Here is an 18,969-nt window from a genome sequence, read left to right as displayed (position 1 = left end):
CTGATGGAGATCAGGGTGCGGTGATTTATTCCGTTTTTCCATGTGCTAGCGCAGGTTCTTTTGTTAAGCTTAATGGCCGCAAGTCCTGCCAGTGTGTCTGGATATAATCGATGCAGGCATTTCTAGTGTCTTCACCAAAGACCTTTTCCCATCCATCTGGCACTGGTGCAAATGATGGCCAAAGTGAATGCTGTCCTTGTTCATTGACCAGCACAAGAAATACACCGTCTTCACGATCAAAGGGATTTGTCATTTGTCATCTCTCCTTTATTCTTAGTGCTTTTGTTTGACCCGATGCAGTGCGTTGTCTAAGATGACACCAATTTCTGCTAGGGGTTTAGGCTGGCACATGTCTTTGTGCCGGCAATGAATGTCGTGCTGTTCGATTGTTCCGTTGATATAAGGTGCCCATGCTTCGGGATCAATTGGTGTAAACCAATCTGGGATAATGGTAGATCTAAAGAATAATATGTCCCCCTGATAAGTTTTTGGCTGATATTCTCCGAGCAATCGAACTGAATTCACATAGGTTTCTTTTAGATTTCTAATGGCATCTTCATTTAAGCTAGCTAGTGCACTGCCATCTTTTTTCAAGATGTCGATGGCACTTTTCATTGTGAGCGGTTCACCTGTTAAGGTATCTGGATCATAACCGCCGAGCGCAAGAAGAGCGATTAGTGCTTCTTCTTCATCAGGTGCTGCTTTAATCGGTAAGAAATGGTTCGGATAGGCATCCAGCATCGCAACGAGTGCGATTTCTTCACCTTTCTGCTGGAGCTGTGTAGCCATTGCCTGAACAACGTTTCCGCCTAGTGACCAGCCAAGAAGATGATAAGGGCCTTTTGGCTGAATCGTTTGGATGTGCTTGATGTAATCCGCAGCCATATCATCTAGTGTGTGCGGGTAGTCATCTTTTCTTGCGATTCCTCGAGCCTGTAATCCATAAATAGGGATGTCTTTTTCTAATGTATTCAAGAGACCTGCATAGCACCAGCTAAGACCACCTGCTGGATGAACACAGAAGAGTGGATATCTTTCTCCATTTGTTCGCAGCGGCAGCAGGATTTCTAGTGCGTTTTCATCGCTTCCTGTTTCTAGTTTCTCTGCCAAACTTGCCACATTTGGTGCTTCAAACAATGTTCCAATGCTTAGTTTGACACCAAGTGCATCACGAATGCGGCTGATTAAACGAACTGCAAGCAGTGAGTGTCCGCCAATGTCAAAAAAGCGATCGTCTATGCTGATTTTAGGCAAATCAAGCACCTCTTCAAAGAGATGACATAGGATTTCCTCTTTCGGATTTCTAGGGCCGCGGCCATCTGCTTGCTGCATATGCAATTGAGGTGCTGGCAGTGATTTTTGATCAAGCTTCCCGTTTGCTGTAAGCGGCATGGCGTCAATCTGTACATATGCCGCGGGCACCATGTAATCAGGAAGACTGGCTGCTGCAAAATGACGAAGGGTCTCTGTATCGAAACGGTTTTCTTCAGTTGGGACGATATAGGCGACTAGGCGTTTGTCGCCAGGCTGATCCTCTCGCATCATGACGGCAACTTGTGCAACTGCATCGTGGCGTGCCAGAACGGCTTCAATTTCTCCAAGTTCAATGCGAAATCCGCGTATTTTAATTTGATGATCAGCTCTGCCAATGTAATCAAGAGCCCCTTCTTCTGTCCAGCGCGCAAGGTCGCCTGTACGATACATCCTTGTGCCAGGTGCCCCATATGGATCGGCAGGGAATCGATCTGATGTCAGGTCAGGTCTGCCTAGATAACCTCTTGCAAGGCCAGCTCCAGCTACATACATTTCACCTGTCGTTCCAGGGGGAACAGGCTGCAAGTATTCATCTAGTACGTACACGTGTAAATCAGGAATCGGTTCGCCTATTAAACTGCTGGAGTTCTTTGTGATCATATCTCGATTGAGTTCATTGTACGTAACGTGTACGGTGGTTTCTGTGATGCCGTACATGTTAATGAGCTTTGGCTTACAGTCTGAGTGACGGCTGTACCAATCTTCTAATCTGCTAAGCTCTAATGCTTCACCGCCAAAGATGACATAGCGGAGTGATAATGCTTGGCCTAGTGTTTGTTGTTCCTTGTCTATCTGCATGAGCTGATAGAAGGCAGAAGGTGTTTGATTAAGTACAGTCACGCCTTCCTCAACTAGAAGCTGCAGCATCTCTTCTGGGGAGCGAGAGATGGTATGAGGTACAATGACAAGCCGGCCGCCATATAAAAGTGGTCCCCATATTTCCCATACTGAAAAATCAAAGGCATATGAATGGAACATTGTCCAAACATCTTCTTCATCAAATTGGAACCAATGTTCAGTAGATGTCAGAAGACGGATGACATTTTGGTGTGGGATGACCACTCCTTTTGGTTTCCCTGTAGAACCGGATGTATAAATAATATAGGCCGGATGCAGAGAAGATAGCGGTTCAATTCTGTCTATATCAGCCGGATTGTGATTTGGCGTAGTCAGCAATTGATCGCTCGTTTCTTTTTCGTCTAACAAAATCAAATCGCAATCAGCAGGGAGGTGCATTGCATCTGCTTTTGTTGTGATGCTGCAAACGGGTTTGGCATCTTGTATCATGTATGCCAGCCTGTCTGCTGGATAATCAGGATCAAGCGGAACATAGGCTGCGCCTGCTTTATGAACGGCTAATAAGCTTACGAGCATATCAATTGATCTAGGCAGGGCAAGTGCAACGAACTGTTCTGGTCCAACGCCTTTTTCTATTAATAAATGAGCAAGACGATTGGCTTTGTTGTTTAACTCACCATAGGTCAGCTGCCTATTGCCATACGTTACAGCCACTCGATCAGGGTATTGCTGCGCCGTTTTTTCAAATAAGGCCGGGAGACTATGTGCTTGGTCTAACTGAGCAATTGTCTTTTTGTCAGGGAGAAATGTTTGCCGCTCTTTATCTGATAAAATGTTCACTTGACCAATCGGCAGATGCGGGCGCTCAGCTATCTCTGTTAAAAAGCGCTTCATTCTGTCAGCGATTGCTCGAATGGTGCTTTGTTTAAATACATCTGTGCTGAATTCAAACAATCCTGTTAATCCCGCTGCTGACCCAGTTTCCGTTCTTTGTTCTGCCAATTCGATGGTCAGATCAAATTTAGCTGACCCTACTGGTTTCACGTAAAGATCTGAGTCAAGTTGTGTCAGCTTCATTTCCGCCTTCGGTGTATTTTGGAAGGCTAGCATGACCTGGAACAATGGATTTCGTGATCTGGACCTGGTTGGATTTAGAATTTCGACTAGTCTTTCAAATGGCAGATCCTGATGCTCATAGGCTGCTAAGTCAACGTCTCTCACTCGCTTCAAAAGCTCACTAAAGGTTGGATTACCAGCTGTATTTGTGCGTAATACTAGTGTGTTCACAAATAATCCCACAATATCGTCAAGAGCATCGTCATTCCGTCCAGCAATTGGACTGCCGATTGGGATATCTGTACCGGCCCCAAGGCGTGTCAGTAATGCTGCAAGTGATGCTTGAAGCACCATGAACAAACTCACTTGATGCTGCTTTGCAAGCTCAAGGAGGTTCTGATGTAAAGCGGGTTCAATCGTAAAGTCTATCGTCGCACCGTTGAAGCTTATTTCCTGTGGACGCGGGAAGTCATAAGGCAGTTCAAGTTCTTCAGGCAGGTCATGTAAGGCACCTTTCCAATAGCTGAGCTGCTTGGCAAATAGACTATCCGCCTTTTCTTCACTGCCCAACAGCTTCTGCTGCCAAATAGCATAGTCAGCATATTGAACAGGTTCTGCTGGCAAGGAGATGGATTTTCCTTGTATACGGGCTTCGTAAGCAGCAGCTAAGTCTCGTGTCAATGGTGCAAGTGACCAGCCGTCACCAGCGATGTGATGCAGCAATAGAAGCAGTACGGAACGCTTTGCATCAAGCGTGAATAATTCAGCTCGAAGTGCAGATTCTTCTTCAATCTGAAAGCTATAGCGAATGGCTTCGTTTAACTGATTCTCAATTTGTTGATCGCTTGAAGCTGTGACATGGAGTTCAGGCTGAACACTTTTCGGGTGTAAAATGACCTGTCTTGGCATGCCGTTCTTATCTGGAAAAATGGTTCTAAGGGTTTCGTGTTTTTCAGTGATATCTGCCAGTGCACCAATGAGAGCTGTTTGATCTAGTGTACCTGTCAGCTGAATGACAAGTGGAATATTGTAAGTTGGACTTGGCCCTTCAAGGCAATGAAGGAACCAGAGCCGTTTTTGGGCAAAGGATAACGGAATCTCATCTGGTTTGTCTTCAACCTGAAGCGGCGGCCGAATGTCCTTCGTTTTGTCAATGTGCTGCGCAAGCTCAGCAACCCGAGGCGATTCAAAAATGGTACTCATGCTTAGGTCTGCGCCAAGTGTATCGCGTATACGTCTAAGCAGGCGAGCGGCGAGTAAGGAATGTCCTCCTAAGTCAAAGAAACTATCATCTATGCCAATTTGAGATAGGCCAAGGGTTTCTGCAAATAAACTACATAACATGTCTTCTTGTGGTGTTCTAGGTGTACGCTCAGAACTAACTAAAGACATATTTGGTGCTGGTAATGCTTTGCGGTCGATTTTGCCGTTTGGTGTAAGTGGAAGTTCTGGCAAAACGACAACAGCAGAGGGCACCATGTAGTCAGGAAGTAATGCAGCCGCAAACTGCCTGAGCTCTGAAGGGTGCAGAGAAGACCCGTCTGTCAGCACAACATACGCACAAAGCAGCTGCTGCCCAGGTTGATCCTCACGAACGATAACAGATGTATGCTTTATGGCTTGATGCTGCATCATCACTGTTTCAATTTCACCTAGTTCAATACGGAAGCCGCGGATTTTAATTTGATGATCGGCACGGCTGATATAATCAATTGAACCATCTTCACGCCATCTGGCTAAATCACCAGTGCGATACATTCTCGTGCCTTTTGTGCCGAATGGATCAGCGACAAAGCGTTCAGCCGTTAAATCATATCGTCCAAGATATCCTCTGGATACTCCTTCACCTGCAATATAAAGCTCACCGATTGATCCTGCTGGGACTGGGTTTAGTCCTTCATCTAAAATGTAAATGCTCGTATTCCAAATGGGTTTACCAATTGCCGGTCCACTATTTTCTCGATGTGCTGTGACATTTTCCATCGTAGACCAGATCGTCGTTTCTGTAGGTCCGTACAAATTAGTAATGTCACATTGAAGAGATTGCAATGTGTGCAAAAGGGAGGCAGGGAGTGCTTCACCTCCAACAAGAACACGCATACCTGTGATCACATCAGGGTATTCATCTGCCAACGCATGCCACAACGTTGGTGTTGCCTGCATGATTGTGACATGATGAGAACGAATCATGTCTGAAAGCTTTGCTGGTTCTTGTATGGTTTCTTTTTTTGCCAATAAAATAGCAGCCCCATGTAAAAGCGGTAGGAACATTTCCAGCCCAGAAATATCAAAGCCAATGGTTGTTACCGCTAAAAGCTGGTCTTTTTGATCTAATAAAAATGAATCTTGCATGGACAATATAAAGTTGATCACATTTCGTTTTGTTACAACAACACCCTTTGGTTTGCCTGTCGATCCTGACGTGTAGAGGATGTAAGCTGGGTGATGTGGAGAGCCCTCGCTCCAAGCCGGATTGATGTGCGGACTGTCTGCTATCTCCTGATGAACAGTTGAATCATCCAGCTGAACGATGTGCGGATGGTCCAAACCGTCTGCTGTCTCTTTGACTGTGAGCAAGCACGCTGGTTTGGCATCTTCTAGCATATAGGCGACACGATCGTTAGGATAATCAGGGTCTAGTGGCAGATATGCGGCTCCCGTTTTGACGACGGCTAATAGACTTACGACCATATTGATGGACCGAGGCAGAGCAATTGCGACAAATTGTTCTGGTCCAATGTCATGTTTTTTCAAATAATGAGCTAATTGATTAGCCCGCTGATTCAACTCCTCATAGGTCAAAGTAATTCCTTCAAACTGTAATGCTTTTGCTTGTGGTGTTTTGCTCACCTGTTTTTCAAATAGTTCTCGTAAAGATTCCTTTGGTAATTCTCGTTTTGTATCATTCCAGTGCTTGAGGATGTTCTCTTTCTCTTCAGACAAAAGAAGGTTGAATTGACTGATCGTTTGATCTTGCTCTAGTCCGGTTATTTCCTCCAGCAATTGAAGAAAACGCTGCTGATGAGCGTCAACTGTTTGCTCTTTGTAAACGGCAGGGTTTGCATCAAAGTCGATTTGAAATCCGTTCCCATCCGCGCGGTCGTATATGTTGATCGATATATCATCCACGGGTCCTGCTGAGAGGTTATGTGCTTGACCCATGCTCTGATCGAACATGAGATCATAATCAAATGGCATGATATTGATCTGTGGGCCAAATAATCGCTGATTTCTTCCGATGAGTTTAAAGTCTCTCCGCATGTCCTCGTGACGATATCTTTGATGAGGGCGAATGGCTTTTAGTTCCTCAGATACTTGGCGAACAAGTGCTGATAGCGTCATTTCTGGTTTGCATGTTAAACGAAGCGGTACCAGGTTCATGACCATTCCGGGTGTTTGTAAGGCGCACGATCCAAGGCGCATCATCACAGGAAGCCCTAAAACAATATCATGTGCACCAGTCATACGATGCATATATAAAGCGGATGCAGCAAGGATCATTTCATGCCACGTACCACCGAAGGCTTGAGCATTTTTTTTCATTTTGCTTACCTTTTCGGCATCGTAGCCAGCCGTTTTTCGGATAAAATGATCCGACGTTCTTGGGGCAAGCTCAGCAAGGCTGACAATTTCCGGTTGATCAGCAAAGCGATTTTTCCAAAACGCTTGATCATCTTCATATCGATTAGACTGTTGATAGGTGAGCTCCTCTTGGACTACGTCATGTAAGGATCCAAATGTTTGAGGGGGCATTGGTGTCCCTTTCGATAGGGCTGAATAGACCTCAGCAACACGACGCGCAATGAGCGAAAAGGCGAATCCATCAATGGCAATGTGATGAATGCGCTGATACCAAATAAATCGGTCGTCAGCAAGTTGAAAAAGTACTTCACGGAATAATACATCTTTCTCTAAAGAGACTGGCGTTGAAAGATCTTCCTTCATCCATGCTTTAGCCGCATCAAGAGGCTGTTTTTCATTTTGTAAATTAACATATTGAAATGGAATCTCTTTCTTAGATGTCATCCATTGCTTTGGACCGTCAGTATCATCAATGAAGCGCATATACAAGGAATCTGCTTCTAAGACAGTCTTTCTAATGGCGGCTTCAAAATGTATGGGATCAATAGGACCTTTAATCTCTATATACTCAGCTGTATTGAAAATAGGATTAGCTGGATCAAGCTGCTGCGCGTACCAAATGCCTGATTGGGCACCGGTTAGCGGGAATGAATCGACTGACTGGATCGACAAGGGTCTATTCCTCCTTTACAAGTAATCGATATTTGGGATAGATGGCTGCTTTTCTGGGAAAAGAAGAGTCCGCCAATGAGCGAGCGTTGGATTTGCTGCAAGCTCAACGAAATTGACTGTCGCTCCTTGCTGCCTCCACTTTTCCGCTAGGCTCATCATTCTAATAGAATCAAGCCCAAGGTAGACGAGATTCTCATCAAGTGGTATTTCATTTGGCTCGATTTGGAGATACTCAGCTACTTGGTGAACGATGGCCTCAAAGGATAAATCATCACTGTTTGCTTCTTGTCCTGTTAAACGACTGATGATTTGGTTTGTCGTTGTGGTGACTGCACAGCGTTCAGCTGCATAGGTCATGGCCATTTTGTGATGTTTCAGTGAAAAGTCAGCGACGGCATCGGCGACAAAAAAGGTTTCAATATCGAGCATGAATGCTTCTGCGGCTGTCAGCATACAGCCAATATGTGCATATACGCCAGTAATGATCAGTTGATCACGCCCGTCTTCTTGAAGAATATCCAAAAAATTAGATTTTTTGAATGCGCTATAACGCCATTTTGTCAGCATTGTATCTGCCTCAGATGGAGCAAGCTGATCAATGATTTTTGTCAATGCTTCATCATCACCAAGTCCAGGTCCCCAAAAATCTGTTAATAAGGCACGATCCTTCGGGTCTTGGTCACCAGGTTGCGCTGTATAGACGACGGGGATTCCAAGTTCATTGCATGTATCACGTAATTGTTGAATATGCTGCACTAACTCTGTGATCGGTGATGTATCTTGTTGAAATGCATTTAAAAAATATTGTTGCATGTCATGTATCAGCAGAACAGCACGTTTCGGATCTGGTATCCAGTTCACTTTATTTTCGGGTAAATCTTGTGTGCTTGGCATTGGATATGCAGGAATAGTAGGGATTGCCATGGTTTTCACTCCTCTTTTTTATACGTTGGCAGTATGGGTTGCAGCTAATTCTCTTAATGCTTTTTTACTGACTTTGCCTACACCTGTTTGTGGGAACGCATCGATCCATTCAATGCGGTCGGGAATTTTAAAGGCTGCGAGCCCGCGTTCTCTTAGAAATGATTTTAAGATGTGCGGTGCTGGTTTGTTGTTTCCTTTCGCGATAACAAAGGCACATGAGCGTTCGCCAAGAAATGGATCTGGCATAGACACCATGGCGGCATCATGAATGTCAGGATGCGCAAGTAAATGGTTTTCAACTTCTTCAGCGGCAACTTTTTCGCCGCCACGATTGATTTGATCCTTGTCTCTGCCTTCTACAACAACATTTCCTTCTTTGGTTAATCGCACGATGTCACCTGTTCTGTAAAAGCCATCGGGTGTAAATGCTTTTTTGTTTTGTTCATCGGCTTTATAGTAGCCGCGAATCGTATAAGGTCCTCTTGTTAAAAGATGTCCAGCCACTTCATGCGGGACGGGCTTGTCCTCATCATCTACCACTAGTACCTCATCATATTCAGACATTGGGCGTCCTTGTGTATGAATAATGACATGTTCAGGATCATCTAATCTGGTATAGTTGACCAGACCTTCTGCCATGCCAAAAACTTGCTGTAACTTACATCCAAGTGTAGGCATCACTCGTTGTGCTGCCTCAGCACTGAATTTAGCACCACCGACTTGTAAGACTTCAAGACTCGATATGTCATCTGACCGATGAGGAGCGGCCTCTAGCCAAATCAATGCAATTGGTGGAACGACAGCGGTAATGGTCGCCCGTTCTTTTTCAATGAGTGGAAAGACGACATCAGGGCTTGATCCAGGTGCAAGAACGACTCTTCCGCCTGCGTATAACGTCCCAAGGACGCCAGGCGAGCTTAATGGATAGTTGTGCGCAACTGGAAGTGCAGCTAGATACACACTTTCTTGTGTGAGCTCGCACACCTCATTGCTTTTCCAAAGACTATAAATATAGTCATCATGCGTGCGAGGAATAAGCTTTGAAAGGCCTGTGCTGCCTCCAGATAACTGAAGAAACGCAATATCGCTTGCCTCTACATGAATTTGAGGATCGAGTGCTGGGTCCTTGCGCAGATCATCCAAGCCAAGGAATTCCTCAGCTTCCCCTGCAACAATGACATGAGGTAATGAGGGAAGCTTTTCTTTCACTTGACGTGCGAGTGATCGATAATCAAAGCCGCTATCGATATCTGGTATGACATATGCGTCTGCTTCGGCAAACTCAATAAAATAAGTGATTTCACTGCTTCTATGAGATGGCAGAGAGAAGACGGGTAAAGCACCGATTCGAAATAAAGCGAAAATGACTTCAAAAAAAGCAGGAATGTTAGGAAGCTGCACGACAACTCGACTTCCTTTCTGAATTCCAAGCTGATGAAAACCGGCAGCAAGACTGCTGACGCGCTGATCAAGTTCTTGGTAGCTTATGTGCGTATCAGCGTATGTAATGGCTGTTTTATTTCCTAACGATGCGGCGCGTTCACGAAGCATACCGCCAAAGGTTTCCCCACGCCAACAGCCGTTTTCACGGTAGCGTTTTGCAAATTCTTCTGGCCATGTAGGTGGTTGAACAAACATGTTTTTGTCATCTCCTATTTATTTTTATCACTGATGGATGCCCATCGCGTGAAGCATCGTGTTGAATTTTGCAGATGTTTCAGCTAGCTCTTCTTCTGCCTTTGATCCTTTGACCACTCCTGCACCAGCAAAGAGACGTAGGGAGTGACCCTCAGCTTCTGCACAACGAATGGTGACAATCCAATCACCATCACCATTTGTATCTGCCCAACCGATCATTCCTGTGAAAAATCCTCGATCGAAGGGTTCAATCGCTTCAATGGCTTCACGTGCATCTGCTGTAGGTGTTCCGCATACTGCGGGTGTTGGATGAAGGCTAAGCGCCAAATCAATTGAGGACACACCGGAATCTATTAAGTCACCTTTGACCACAGTAGATAAATGCCACATCGTTTCTGTTTGTATGACGGATGGTGATGCAGGCACATCTAGTGTATGACAGTATGGAGTAAGCGCTTTAGTGACAGCTTCAACAACCACTGCGTGCTCGTGTAAATCCTTCGCTGAGGTAAGGAGTTCATCGCGGCGGCGCTGGTCTTCTATTGGATCCGAACTGCGCGGCCGGGAACCAGCGAGTGGATTGGAAATCACAGATGAACCGGTTTTAGAAAGGAGCAGCTCAGGGCTTGCCCCAAGAAGTGTGCGCTTTTGGGAAGCCTTCGGATCAGCTACATTTGCAGCAAACGTATAGCCAGTCGTATTATGACGAGCCAGTCGTTCGAGTATTGTTTTCGTAGGAATGTCTTGATTTGATTTGAGATGGAGAGATCGAGAGAGTACGATTTTGCTAAGCTCTCCGTTCTCAATTTTAGCTAATCCTTCGTTCACACCATTCATGTAGACCTCTGGAGCGGGGACAGGTGTCACCTCATAGGATGGCGATGCCGCTTCTGACTCCTCATCACCTTGTTGAAATTCGAGTGGATCACTAAACTGTACATGGAATGGTACATTTAAACGAACGGGCTGCGCCGGATCAAACGGGACAGCACCAGCCACAATCGGTGTTTGAATTCCAGCTTGTTTGGCATCTTCAAATACGTGCGCTACCCTTGTGGATAGTTCATTTAGCTGATTGGTTTCAATATGCTGGAAAATCCCTTCGGCAAGTATCGTGCGTTTAGGGGAAGCAAGAAAAAAAGCGCCTGGCTGATAGTCTTGAAGCAATTGTACTTTTTCTTCGGACGACAATAATGGATGTTTCATGAAAAAGCCTCCTTTTAATGAAATGCTAGATTCCGAGTGTTGCGCCGCCATCGATCGTGAGATTCTGCATCGTAATATGACTGGATTGCTCAGATGCAAAGAAAATGACTGCATCAGCGATATTTTGAGGATCAGCGATTTTTTGTAAAGGAATACCGGTTTTATACGTCTCTAGTGAACCTTTAATCACCTGATTTTCTCCTTGTTTATCAGGCCATAAAGCCCATTGCATAGGCGTTGCGGTAGACCCAGGAGAGACGACGTTGCACCTGATTCCATAGGCAGCCAGTTCTAATCCAAGCGTTTTTGTAAATGAAGTGGCTGCTGCTTTTGAAGCGGCGTAGGCAGCCATATTCATTCTAGGAATGGCACCTGCGTTAGAGCTGACGGTCACAATGACCCCTTCTGATCTTTTCATCATGTATTTGGAGACAGCTTGAGATACGTAAAAGACACCATGTGTGTTGACTGCGAAAGTTTGTTGCCAGTCATCTGCACAAAGCTGGTCAATAGAACCCATTCGAAGAATGCCTGCTACATTGACCAGTAAATAAATGGGGCCAAGCTGCTTTTCAATTTGATCGACTATGTGCTGAACAGATGCTTGATCGGTAATGTCACCTGGATAGGCAAAGGCACGTATGCCTTCATCCTTCATTTGCTGGACGGTGCTTTGCAGCTGATCTTCTTTTACGTCAACTGCTGCAATAATCGCACCTTCTTCGGCTAGTCTTTTTGCGACTGCTTGTCCAATACCCTGTCCTGCGCCTGTGATAAGGACAACTTTTTGAGATAGACCACTGTGTTTCATGTGTTCACTGCCTTTCCTTCATGTCTGTGGTTGTGAAAGGATCATCATGATAGAGTGCAAATCGAAAAGCGTCATTCATCAGCACCGGTAAAACGGACGTATGTCCTTCTTTAGGGAATTCGTGATAGGCTGTATGCAAGCCATATGGGGATAAGGGCAGCATACGATTTGCTAGTGAATTTGCATGATCATTCATTTGACACGGATGATGTTTTTCTAACTCACCTACACCTACAAGCAGCCTGACATCCATAGGCATCTGACGTATATGGCTGGTGAATTGGTGTTCTTTTTCTAGAAATAATTTTTTGTTCCAGTGGATAGAAGGACTGCCTGCAATATATGTTTGATAAGCATCAGGGTGCTCAAATAGTGTGTGTAATACAAAAAGACCGCCAAGAGAGTGCCCAAATAGTGTTTGACGACTCTGGTTGATCGGAAAGCGCTGCTCGATATAAGGCTTTACAATCTTTTCTAAAAAAGAAAAGAACGCAGAGGCGCCGCCATATGTATGGGTGGAGAAATCCTTTCTTTTGCCACCAATGGAAGCGTCAGGGCCGGTTAGAGTGAGATCATAATGCCTGAGCGGATGATAGGGCGCTTCTGTCTGATAGCCAATTCCAACAATGATGGCAGGTACAACACCTGTTTTTTCGGGTCTTCTTGACTGTAAACGAATGGCTTCGACCATTGTGCCAAAAAGTGAATTCCCATCAAGCACGTACATGACTGGAAAACCAGCCGCTGGAGGAGTAGTATTCGGTTTAAATATAAAAAGTCTGTATGGGTGTGCTGTGATATCCAGTTGCTCCGTCCCGGGTATAAAAAAAGGACGGCTTTCTCCGAAAAGAGAATCCTCAGTACCCATTCCTTCAGGGCGTTTGGACATGTGTAAAAAATCCCCTTCCTCAAATTGACTCTCATATGCTGATAAAAGCAGGCTTGCGGATATAGGATGAGTGTAGAGATTGAAGAATGGTCCCTTCAAATGAAAATGATTCTCAATTATCACGCAAGCAAATCAAATGATAATGGTTATCAATTATGAAGTCAAATGTTCATTAAGTGGTGTAATTGATAATTTGATCTAAATTTTCGGAAAATAAAGGACTAAATAACTACCAAATGAATGGAAATAGGGAATGCCGGACTGAGTCATTTAAAAAGAGGAGAAATGCCAAAAGACCTTGACCGTCACGGGATATTTACCATTTTCTTCTGTTTGATTCAGGAATATATATAGGTTTTTCTTCTTGAAATCATTTTGAGGAAAAATAAGTCTATAGACCTTCTTGTATTTTTAGGAAAAAAGAGGAGAATTTTTCGAAAAGCTGGTGAGCATATCTCACAACTTATTCAATCTCATGCGTAAATTCATATACAATTTTCTAAGTAAAACAAGATCGAAGGGAATGTAGGCAGAATGAAAACTCCATTAGGAAAGCTAAGGCTAAAACTGCTTGAACATCAGCTCAAACTGAAAAATACGTTTACAGTGGAAGAATATCAAGAAATGAAGCAATCATTACATGAAATACGGATGACATTTGCGGCCTATGAACAATGGGATTTATACCAGCGGGCCACCGATATGATCACCATCCTCCTCTTTCAACACGCCCTCAAGCAAAACCACCATTAACACCTTCACTTTTTATGAGCAGCGTATTTCTTATGAAAGGACGGTGCTGTTTTAAAGTTGGCCAAATATCATATAGCATCAAAAATGCGGAAATGAAAAAAGTAAGGGATGTCCCCTTACTTTTTGATCAATTGGTGTACATGTCTGTAAACACCATTCAATTAGAATCCATCTGTGACATCATATTCGTAACGGATATCGGCTTTGACATTGCTCATAGTAGATCTCGCAGTAGCCTTTGCGTTGTACTTAAAGCTCCATTTTTGAGCCACTTTTAATTCATCTTCCAGTGAAATACGATAGGACCCACTTGTTGCAGATGAAAAAAGTGATTGGTTCCAAATCTTGTTTTCATCAGCCATCAGTTTGTGTGTGACATTTCCTTGGTTAGGCGATTGGGTACTAGTTGTTGAAATCGATTTAACGATAGCATTGTTAGGAATAGAAGAATTGTTCGTTAAATCCATTGTAATGACAGAAGAATCAACACCTGCTAGATTCAAAGATGAATTCCCCAAGTTGGTAGCAGTCCCGGTAAAATTGAATGTCCCATTCCCAGATTTGATACGATCTTGAATGGAGACAGTAAAATACATATTCCCTGTATATGAGCCACGGGTCACTTTCACAAAATAAGTTTCTGAAGTTGAAGTAACGTCACCAGTATTTGCAAATATAAAGGGTGTTACTGAATCAGGATTAATCACTCTTGACCCTGGTTTAGAACTCTTCGAATTATATACCTCGATTTTCATCCCCGTATATTGCTTATTATACGAACTTCGCACATAGACCCTTTCACCCTTATTGATCGTGAACTGATAATACGCTTCATTTTCACCTTCAGGTAAGATTGTTGTATCTGGGCGACTATTTTTCCAATATCCCATTGAGATTGCTGTGTTAGGGCTGTTATTCCCCGTAATCGCTGCTTCTGCTGAATTAGGTGCAAAAAAACTAGTAACAAGCACTAATACCAATGCAGGTAACAAAAAACGTTTGAAGATAGTATTTGTCATATTTTAACCCTCCTTGTAATAATTACTATATCGGATCGAAACTAACAAATTTTAACTGAATTGCCGATATATTTAATAATCACTATTTTTTAAAAAGGAGAATCAAAATGAATATTAATACGTCGTACACGGCAGGTGCTTTAAACAATCAGAACCGAATAGACTATAAGGGTCAATCAGCTATTAAAAGTACAAATGAGGTGATGACCGAATCTGATAGACGGATGAAAATACTAGATGAAAAATACGAAAAAATAAATGAACAAAATAAACGTTTCGAAAATCCTCATGGGCATATACACGATAAGTATCGAAATCCACGCTCTCCTTATTTCAGGAGTGATCTAACTAAAGTAGAAAGAGAAGCTGCATATACGATGGAGATTGGCTGGGTTAATTCTGGAAAAGGAGGTCAATATGACTTTAATGACGCCATCTTCCGTAACGAAAAACGGTACGATCCTACTCAAGAAAGCGTAGAGAAAAAAATATTCAATCGGCAAAAGGTCAACGAACAAATACAAGATTTATTCTCTAAAAACGGGATAACCATTCCTAAAAACACAAATTTAACCTTTACCATTGACCCGAACAATTTTAAATTAGTGGTAAGTGGTTCAAAAGACGAATCGCTGATGAAACAAATAGAAGACTTATTAAATACAACCAACAATACAAGAGAATTATTTTTCCATATCATGAAAAGCAGAAATGATGATTCTACTCAATTCACACCGGATTCTCTAGCAAAGTTCCATCTTGTTAATCAAATCAAAACGGTCACAGGCTACAATTTAAAGGATTTAAGCATTGTAAATGGTCAATTTGTAACGGATAACGGAACGAATATTTTTGATCTATACAAAGAAGAACTTCTTAAAAATCCATATACAGCAGAAAATGCGCGCATTGCCGCTTCACATTACGGAGCACAGCTATTTGACCTAGCGAAAAACGGGTTTGATTCCATTCCAGATTTGGTTTTATCTATTGGTTATCAAAACGGTTCTTTACAAGACATTGGGCAAAAAGTGAATTATGGGGTTAAGTAAACGATAGACTAGAAAAACGCATCCGAACATGCCATGTTGAAGCGTCGATTACATGTGTGAACGGCAAAAAATCCAAATTCCATTAGCGATACAGAAGGACTCTATAACAATTTATGTTACAGAGTCTTTTCTATATATTTAGTTTTTAAAAAATTGAAGAATATTAAAAAACAAATACAAAAGTATGCTATAATATTGCCTATAAAAAACATATGGGGGTTTATTTATGAAAAAGATATTATTTTTACCATTAATGTCTATCTTAATTATTTTTCTTGCTTCACCTAATATAATTAGTGCTAAGGAAAATACAAAAAATAATACTATTGAGCAAAATATTGCGGATATTCAATATTATAATGCCGATAACAAATTAGTTGACGTTGAAAGTTTTTATAAGGGTTCTACTGATGTAATATCAGCTAAATCTACATCAGTAAATGGTAGGTTTTCATTTTATGATTTTGGTAGGGCTAGCTTTTCAAATTACCTTTGGGTAAAGAAAGGTGCTGCATTTAAAAATCCTGATTCGATGGCTGTCGAAGTAATGGGTAATGCAAAACAGCTTGAGGTGTGGATGTATACTGCTAATGGTAAGTATCATGGAAAAGGTGTAGCTAAGAATGCTACCCATTGGGTTACGTTTAATTGGAAACCTCTTGCTAAAAAAGGGAAATCTTATAAATTTAAATTAGTTAGTGCAAAAAATTCTGGTAAAATTAATATTAAACAGGGCTCATTAGAATATAACTATAAGTGGTAGCATAAGAGTGAATAAAATGCGTTTATTGATTCTTTCTATGTTGGCATTAAAAATTACATAATCACATAGAAGAGCAGATCCTCATGGGTCTGCTCTTTTTTGTCTCATTTACCTTGTTGTTTGATATTATATTTTGTTTCAAATAAATTTTGGAGAGTGTGTTCATGAAAAAGACTATTATAATTTTACTTTTTTATTGGCTATTTCTTTTAGCGAAGGTATTCAAGCTGAAGGAGTTCCAGCAAAACCACTATTAACACATTGTCTTTTCAAAAACCACACTGTTCAACAAAACATCCTCATGGTAATTTTGACTATAGTCGATGTTTTTCACTTTTTTATTGATGAAAATGTTAAAATGATGAGTAGCGTATTTTTTTATGAAAGGACGGTGCTTGGCATGACGGAACTTCTCGATGACCGGCTGCCGCCGCAAAATATAGAAGCCGAGCAGGCCGTATTAGGTGCTGTTTTTTTAGAACCATCTGCGCTAACGCTCGCTTCTGAGGTATTAATTCCAGAGGATTTCTATAGAATGTCGCATCAAAAGATTTACAATGCGATGCTTGTACTTGGCGATAGAGGAGAACCGGTCGATCTTGTCACGGTGACATCTGAGCTTGCCAATACAGATTTACTAGAAGAGGTAGGCGGGATTTCGTATTTAACCGACATTGCGAACTCTGTCCCAACTGCCGCAAACATTGAATACTATGCAAAAATTGTAGAAGAGAAATCCATTTTAAGACGTCTGATCCGTACGGCGACAACCATTGCACAAGATGGATACACGCGTGAGGATGAAGTAGAGGACCTGTTGAGCGATGCGGAAAAGACCATTATGGAAGTGGCGCAGCGTAAAAACTCAGGAGCCTTTCAAAACATTAAGGACGTTCTTGTTCAAACATACGATAATATTGAACAGCTTCATAATCGCAAAGGCGATATCACAGGGATTCCAACAGGTTTCTCTGAGCTTGACCGGATGACAGCTGGATTCCAGCGAAATGATTTAATCATTGTAGCGGCCCGTCCATCAGTAGGGAAAACCGCCTTCGCATTGAACATTGCCCAAAATGTCGCGACCAAAACGGACGAAAGTGTTGCTATCTTTAGTTTAGAGATGGGTGCTGAGCAGCTCGTTATGCGTATGCTTTGTGCAGAGGGGAATATCAATGCACAAAACCTAAGAACCGGTAATCTGACAGAAGAGGACTGGGGCAAGCTGACAATGGCGATGGGGTCGCTGTCAAACAGCGGAATTTTCATTGACGATACACCTGGAATCAGAGTAAGTGAAATTCGCTCGAAATGCCGCCGATTGAAGCAAGAAAATGGTCTTGGCATGATCCTGATTGACTACTTGCAGCTCATTCAAGGGAGCGGGCGATCAAGCGATAACCGTCAGCAGGAGGTTTCTGAAATCTCTAGGGCATTAAAATCGCTGGCAAGGGAGCTTGAAGTTCCGGTTATTGCCTTGTCTCAGCTTTCCCGTGGGGTAGAGCAGCGTCAGGACAAACGTCCGATGATGTCTGATATTCGTGAATCAGGAAGTATCGAGCAGGATGCCGATATCGTGGCATTCCTTTATCGTGATGATTACTATGACAAAGAATCAGAGAATAAGAACATTATCGAAATCATTATTGCCAAACAGCGTAACGGTCCAGTTGGTACAGTATCACTGGCGTTCGTCAAAGAATATAACAAATTCGTCAATCTGGAAAGAAGATTTGATGATGCGGGTGTTCCGCCCGGTGCTTAAAGCCCAGCTCAAGAAGCTGGGCTTTTTTGGTTGATCTACATCGAAAGAATGATTGAAAAAACAATCAAAATGAGGAGGAGAGAGAAAAAGAGAGAGCGTATACTAAAAGGAGAAAAGGAGTGAAGACTGATGAAATTTCAACAGTTTGAAGCCGCTCAATTACGTATCGCACGCCCAACCGTCAACATGAAAGAGGTTGTTTCCTTTTATGAAGAAGGCTTAGGGCTCAAACGAATAGGCTCATTTGATCAGCATGAAGGGTACGATGGTGTGATGCTCGGGCTGCCTCACCAGCATGTTCATTTAGAAATCACCAAACATGAAGAAGAAGAAAGCCTGCCCGTCCCGCATCCAGAACAGCTGCTTGTTTTCTATATTCCAGATGCAGAAGAATTTCAGCAAATGAAAGAGAGATTGCTCTCATTTGGCGGACGGCTTGTCACCTCAACGAATCCATACTGGGACCGGGGAGGAGCAACCATTGAAGACCCAGATGGGTATCGAGTTGTGCTGATGAACACAGATGGTATTACACCTGTTTAAAAAAGACGTCCATTGTTGGGGGTCTTTTTTATGTTGATGAACAGATGGAAACGATAAAAAGTTGTTTTTGCTCAAAATCTCCATTTTTAAGCACTGGAAAAGTGATTAAAGCGCTTTTCTTTATATTTAAAACGAACAAAATTTGATTTCGAGATATTAATGTTCGGATTTCACGTTGACTTTT

13 protein-coding genes are annotated in these 18,969 nt (G+C 42.7%); 5 read left to right on the top strand and 8 right to left on the bottom strand.

What is annotated here, in order from left to right:
- Nucleotides 1-25: 25 nt before the first annotated feature.
- The 7 genes from MHB69_RS19170 to MHB69_RS19140 are packed head-to-tail and all read right to left on the bottom strand — an operon-like array spanning nucleotide 26 to nucleotide 12,890.
- Nucleotides 26-253 (bottom strand): MbtH family protein, encoded by a 228-nt coding sequence (locus MHB69_RS19170; RefSeq protein ID WP_025093680.1) that lies wholly within the window; start codon nucleotides 251-253, stop codon nucleotides 26-28.
- Between the two features lie 20 nt (nucleotides 254-273).
- The gene (locus MHB69_RS19165; protein ID WP_342495873.1) at nucleotides 274-7,422 is read right to left on the bottom strand and encodes an amino acid adenylation domain-containing protein; all 7,149 of its coding nucleotides are present in this window, start codon (nucleotides 7,420-7,422) and stop codon (nucleotides 274-276) included.
- Nucleotides 7,423-7,437: 15 nt separating this feature from the next.
- A complete protein-coding gene (locus MHB69_RS19160) occupies nucleotides 7,438-8,346 on the bottom strand; it encodes an isochorismatase family protein (protein WP_342495872.1) in 909 nt (302 codons plus the stop codon).
- A gap of 18 nt (nucleotides 8,347-8,364) precedes the next feature.
- The gene (locus MHB69_RS19155; protein WP_342495871.1) at nucleotides 8,365-9,984 is read right to left on the bottom strand and encodes a (2,3-dihydroxybenzoyl)adenylate synthase; all 1,620 of its coding nucleotides are present in this window, start codon (nucleotides 9,982-9,984) and stop codon (nucleotides 8,365-8,367) included.
- Nucleotides 9,985-10,011: 27 nt separating this feature from the next.
- A complete protein-coding gene (dhbC, locus tag MHB69_RS19150; RefSeq protein ID WP_342495870.1) occupies nucleotides 10,012-11,190 on the bottom strand; it encodes an isochorismate synthase DhbC in 1,179 nt (392 codons plus the stop codon).
- A gap of 25 nt (nucleotides 11,191-11,215) precedes the next feature.
- The gene (locus MHB69_RS19145) at nucleotides 11,216-12,001 is read right to left on the bottom strand and encodes a 2,3-dihydro-2,3-dihydroxybenzoate dehydrogenase (RefSeq protein WP_111927493.1); all 786 of its coding nucleotides are present in this window, start codon (nucleotides 11,999-12,001) and stop codon (nucleotides 11,216-11,218) included.
- Nucleotides 12,002-12,005: 4 nt separating this feature from the next.
- Nucleotides 12,006-12,890, bottom strand: a complete 885-nt coding sequence (locus MHB69_RS19140; protein ID WP_268456247.1) for an alpha/beta hydrolase-fold protein — start codon at nucleotides 12,888-12,890, stop codon at nucleotides 12,006-12,008.
- Nucleotides 12,891-13,424: 534 nt separating this feature from the next.
- Here MHB69_RS19140 and MHB69_RS19135 point away from each other — a divergent pair.
- Nucleotides 13,425-13,643 carry a hypothetical protein gene (locus MHB69_RS19135; RefSeq protein WP_024424038.1) on the top strand — a complete coding sequence of 73 codons (219 nt, stop codon included), beginning with the start codon at nucleotides 13,425-13,427 and terminating at the stop codon, nucleotides 13,641-13,643.
- Between the two features lie 161 nt (nucleotides 13,644-13,804).
- Here the strand turns inward: MHB69_RS19135 and MHB69_RS19130 are convergent, their stop codons facing one another.
- Nucleotides 13,805-14,662: a hypothetical protein gene (locus MHB69_RS19130; RefSeq protein WP_070326252.1), complete on the bottom strand. Its 858-nt coding sequence runs from the start codon at nucleotides 14,660-14,662 to the stop codon at nucleotides 13,805-13,807.
- 107 nt (nucleotides 14,663-14,769) lie between these two features.
- Here MHB69_RS19130 and MHB69_RS19125 point away from each other — a divergent pair, with 107 nt between their 5' ends.
- The 4 genes from MHB69_RS19125 to MHB69_RS19110 all read left to right on the top strand — a co-directional run bounded on the left by MHB69_RS19125 (nucleotide 14,770) and on the right by MHB69_RS19110 (nucleotide 18,785).
- Nucleotides 14,770-15,714 carry a DUF4885 family protein gene (locus MHB69_RS19125; RefSeq protein ID WP_342495869.1) on the top strand — a complete coding sequence of 315 codons (945 nt, stop codon included), beginning with the start codon at nucleotides 14,770-14,772 and terminating at the stop codon, nucleotides 15,712-15,714.
- 226 nt (nucleotides 15,715-15,940) lie between these two features.
- Nucleotides 15,941-16,477 (top strand): hypothetical protein, encoded by a 537-nt coding sequence (locus tag MHB69_RS19120; protein ID WP_342495868.1) that lies wholly within the window; start codon nucleotides 15,941-15,943, stop codon nucleotides 16,475-16,477.
- Between the two features lie 400 nt (nucleotides 16,478-16,877).
- A complete protein-coding gene (gene dnaB / locus MHB69_RS19115; protein WP_003214779.1) occupies nucleotides 16,878-18,242 on the top strand; it encodes a replicative DNA helicase in 1,365 nt (454 codons plus the stop codon).
- A gap of 129 nt (nucleotides 18,243-18,371) precedes the next feature.
- The gene (locus MHB69_RS19110; RefSeq protein WP_046312594.1) at nucleotides 18,372-18,785 is read left to right on the top strand and encodes a VOC family protein; all 414 of its coding nucleotides are present in this window, start codon (nucleotides 18,372-18,374) and stop codon (nucleotides 18,783-18,785) included.
- Nucleotides 18,786-18,969: the final 184 nt, after the last annotated feature.

The organism is Bacillus sp. FSL K6-0994 (genome assembly GCF_038630815.1).
Taxonomy (GTDB): Bacteria; Bacillota; Bacilli; order Bacillales; family Bacillaceae; genus Bacillus; species Bacillus safensis.
Note: the sequence above shows the minus strand (reverse complement) of the source record. Positions and strands in the feature narration are given on the sequence as shown.

Bases quoted from the DNA above. Each gene is read 5' to 3' on its own strand.
- MHB69_RS19125 (WP_342495869.1), top strand. From the start codon at position 14,770: ATGAATATTAATACGTCGTACACGGCAGGTGCTTTAAACAATCAGAAC.
- MHB69_RS19155 (WP_342495871.1), bottom strand. From the start codon at position 9,984: ATGTTTGTTCAACCACCTACATGGCCAGAAGAATTTGCAAAACGCTAC.
- MHB69_RS19160 (WP_342495872.1), bottom strand. From the start codon at position 8,346: ATGGCAATCCCTACTATTCCTGCATATCCAATGCCAAGCACACAAGAT.
- MHB69_RS19145 (WP_111927493.1), bottom strand. From the start codon at position 12,001: ATGAAACACAGTGGTCTATCTCAAAAAGTTGTCCTTATCACAGGCGCA.
- MHB69_RS19170 (WP_025093680.1), bottom strand. From the start codon at position 253: ATGACAAATCCCTTTGATCGTGAAGACGGTGTATTTCTTGTGCTGGTC.
- dhbC (WP_342495870.1), bottom strand. From the start codon at position 11,190: ATGAAACATCCATTATTGTCGTCCGAAGAAAAAGTACAATTGCTTCAA.
- MHB69_RS19140 (WP_268456247.1), bottom strand. From the start codon at position 12,890: ATGTCCAAACGCCCTGAAGGAATGGGTACTGAGGATTCTCTTTTCGGA.
- MHB69_RS19120 (WP_342495868.1), top strand. From the start codon at position 15,941: ATGAAAAAGATATTATTTTTACCATTAATGTCTATCTTAATTATTTTT.
- MHB69_RS19135 (WP_024424038.1), top strand. From the start codon at position 13,425: ATGAAAACTCCATTAGGAAAGCTAAGGCTAAAACTGCTTGAACATCAG.
- MHB69_RS19110 (WP_046312594.1), top strand. From the start codon at position 18,372: ATGAAATTTCAACAGTTTGAAGCCGCTCAATTACGTATCGCACGCCCA.
- dnaB (WP_003214779.1), top strand. From the start codon at position 16,878: ATGACGGAACTTCTCGATGACCGGCTGCCGCCGCAAAATATAGAAGCC.
- MHB69_RS19130 (WP_070326252.1), bottom strand. From the start codon at position 14,662: ATGACAAATACTATCTTCAAACGTTTTTTGTTACCTGCATTGGTATTA.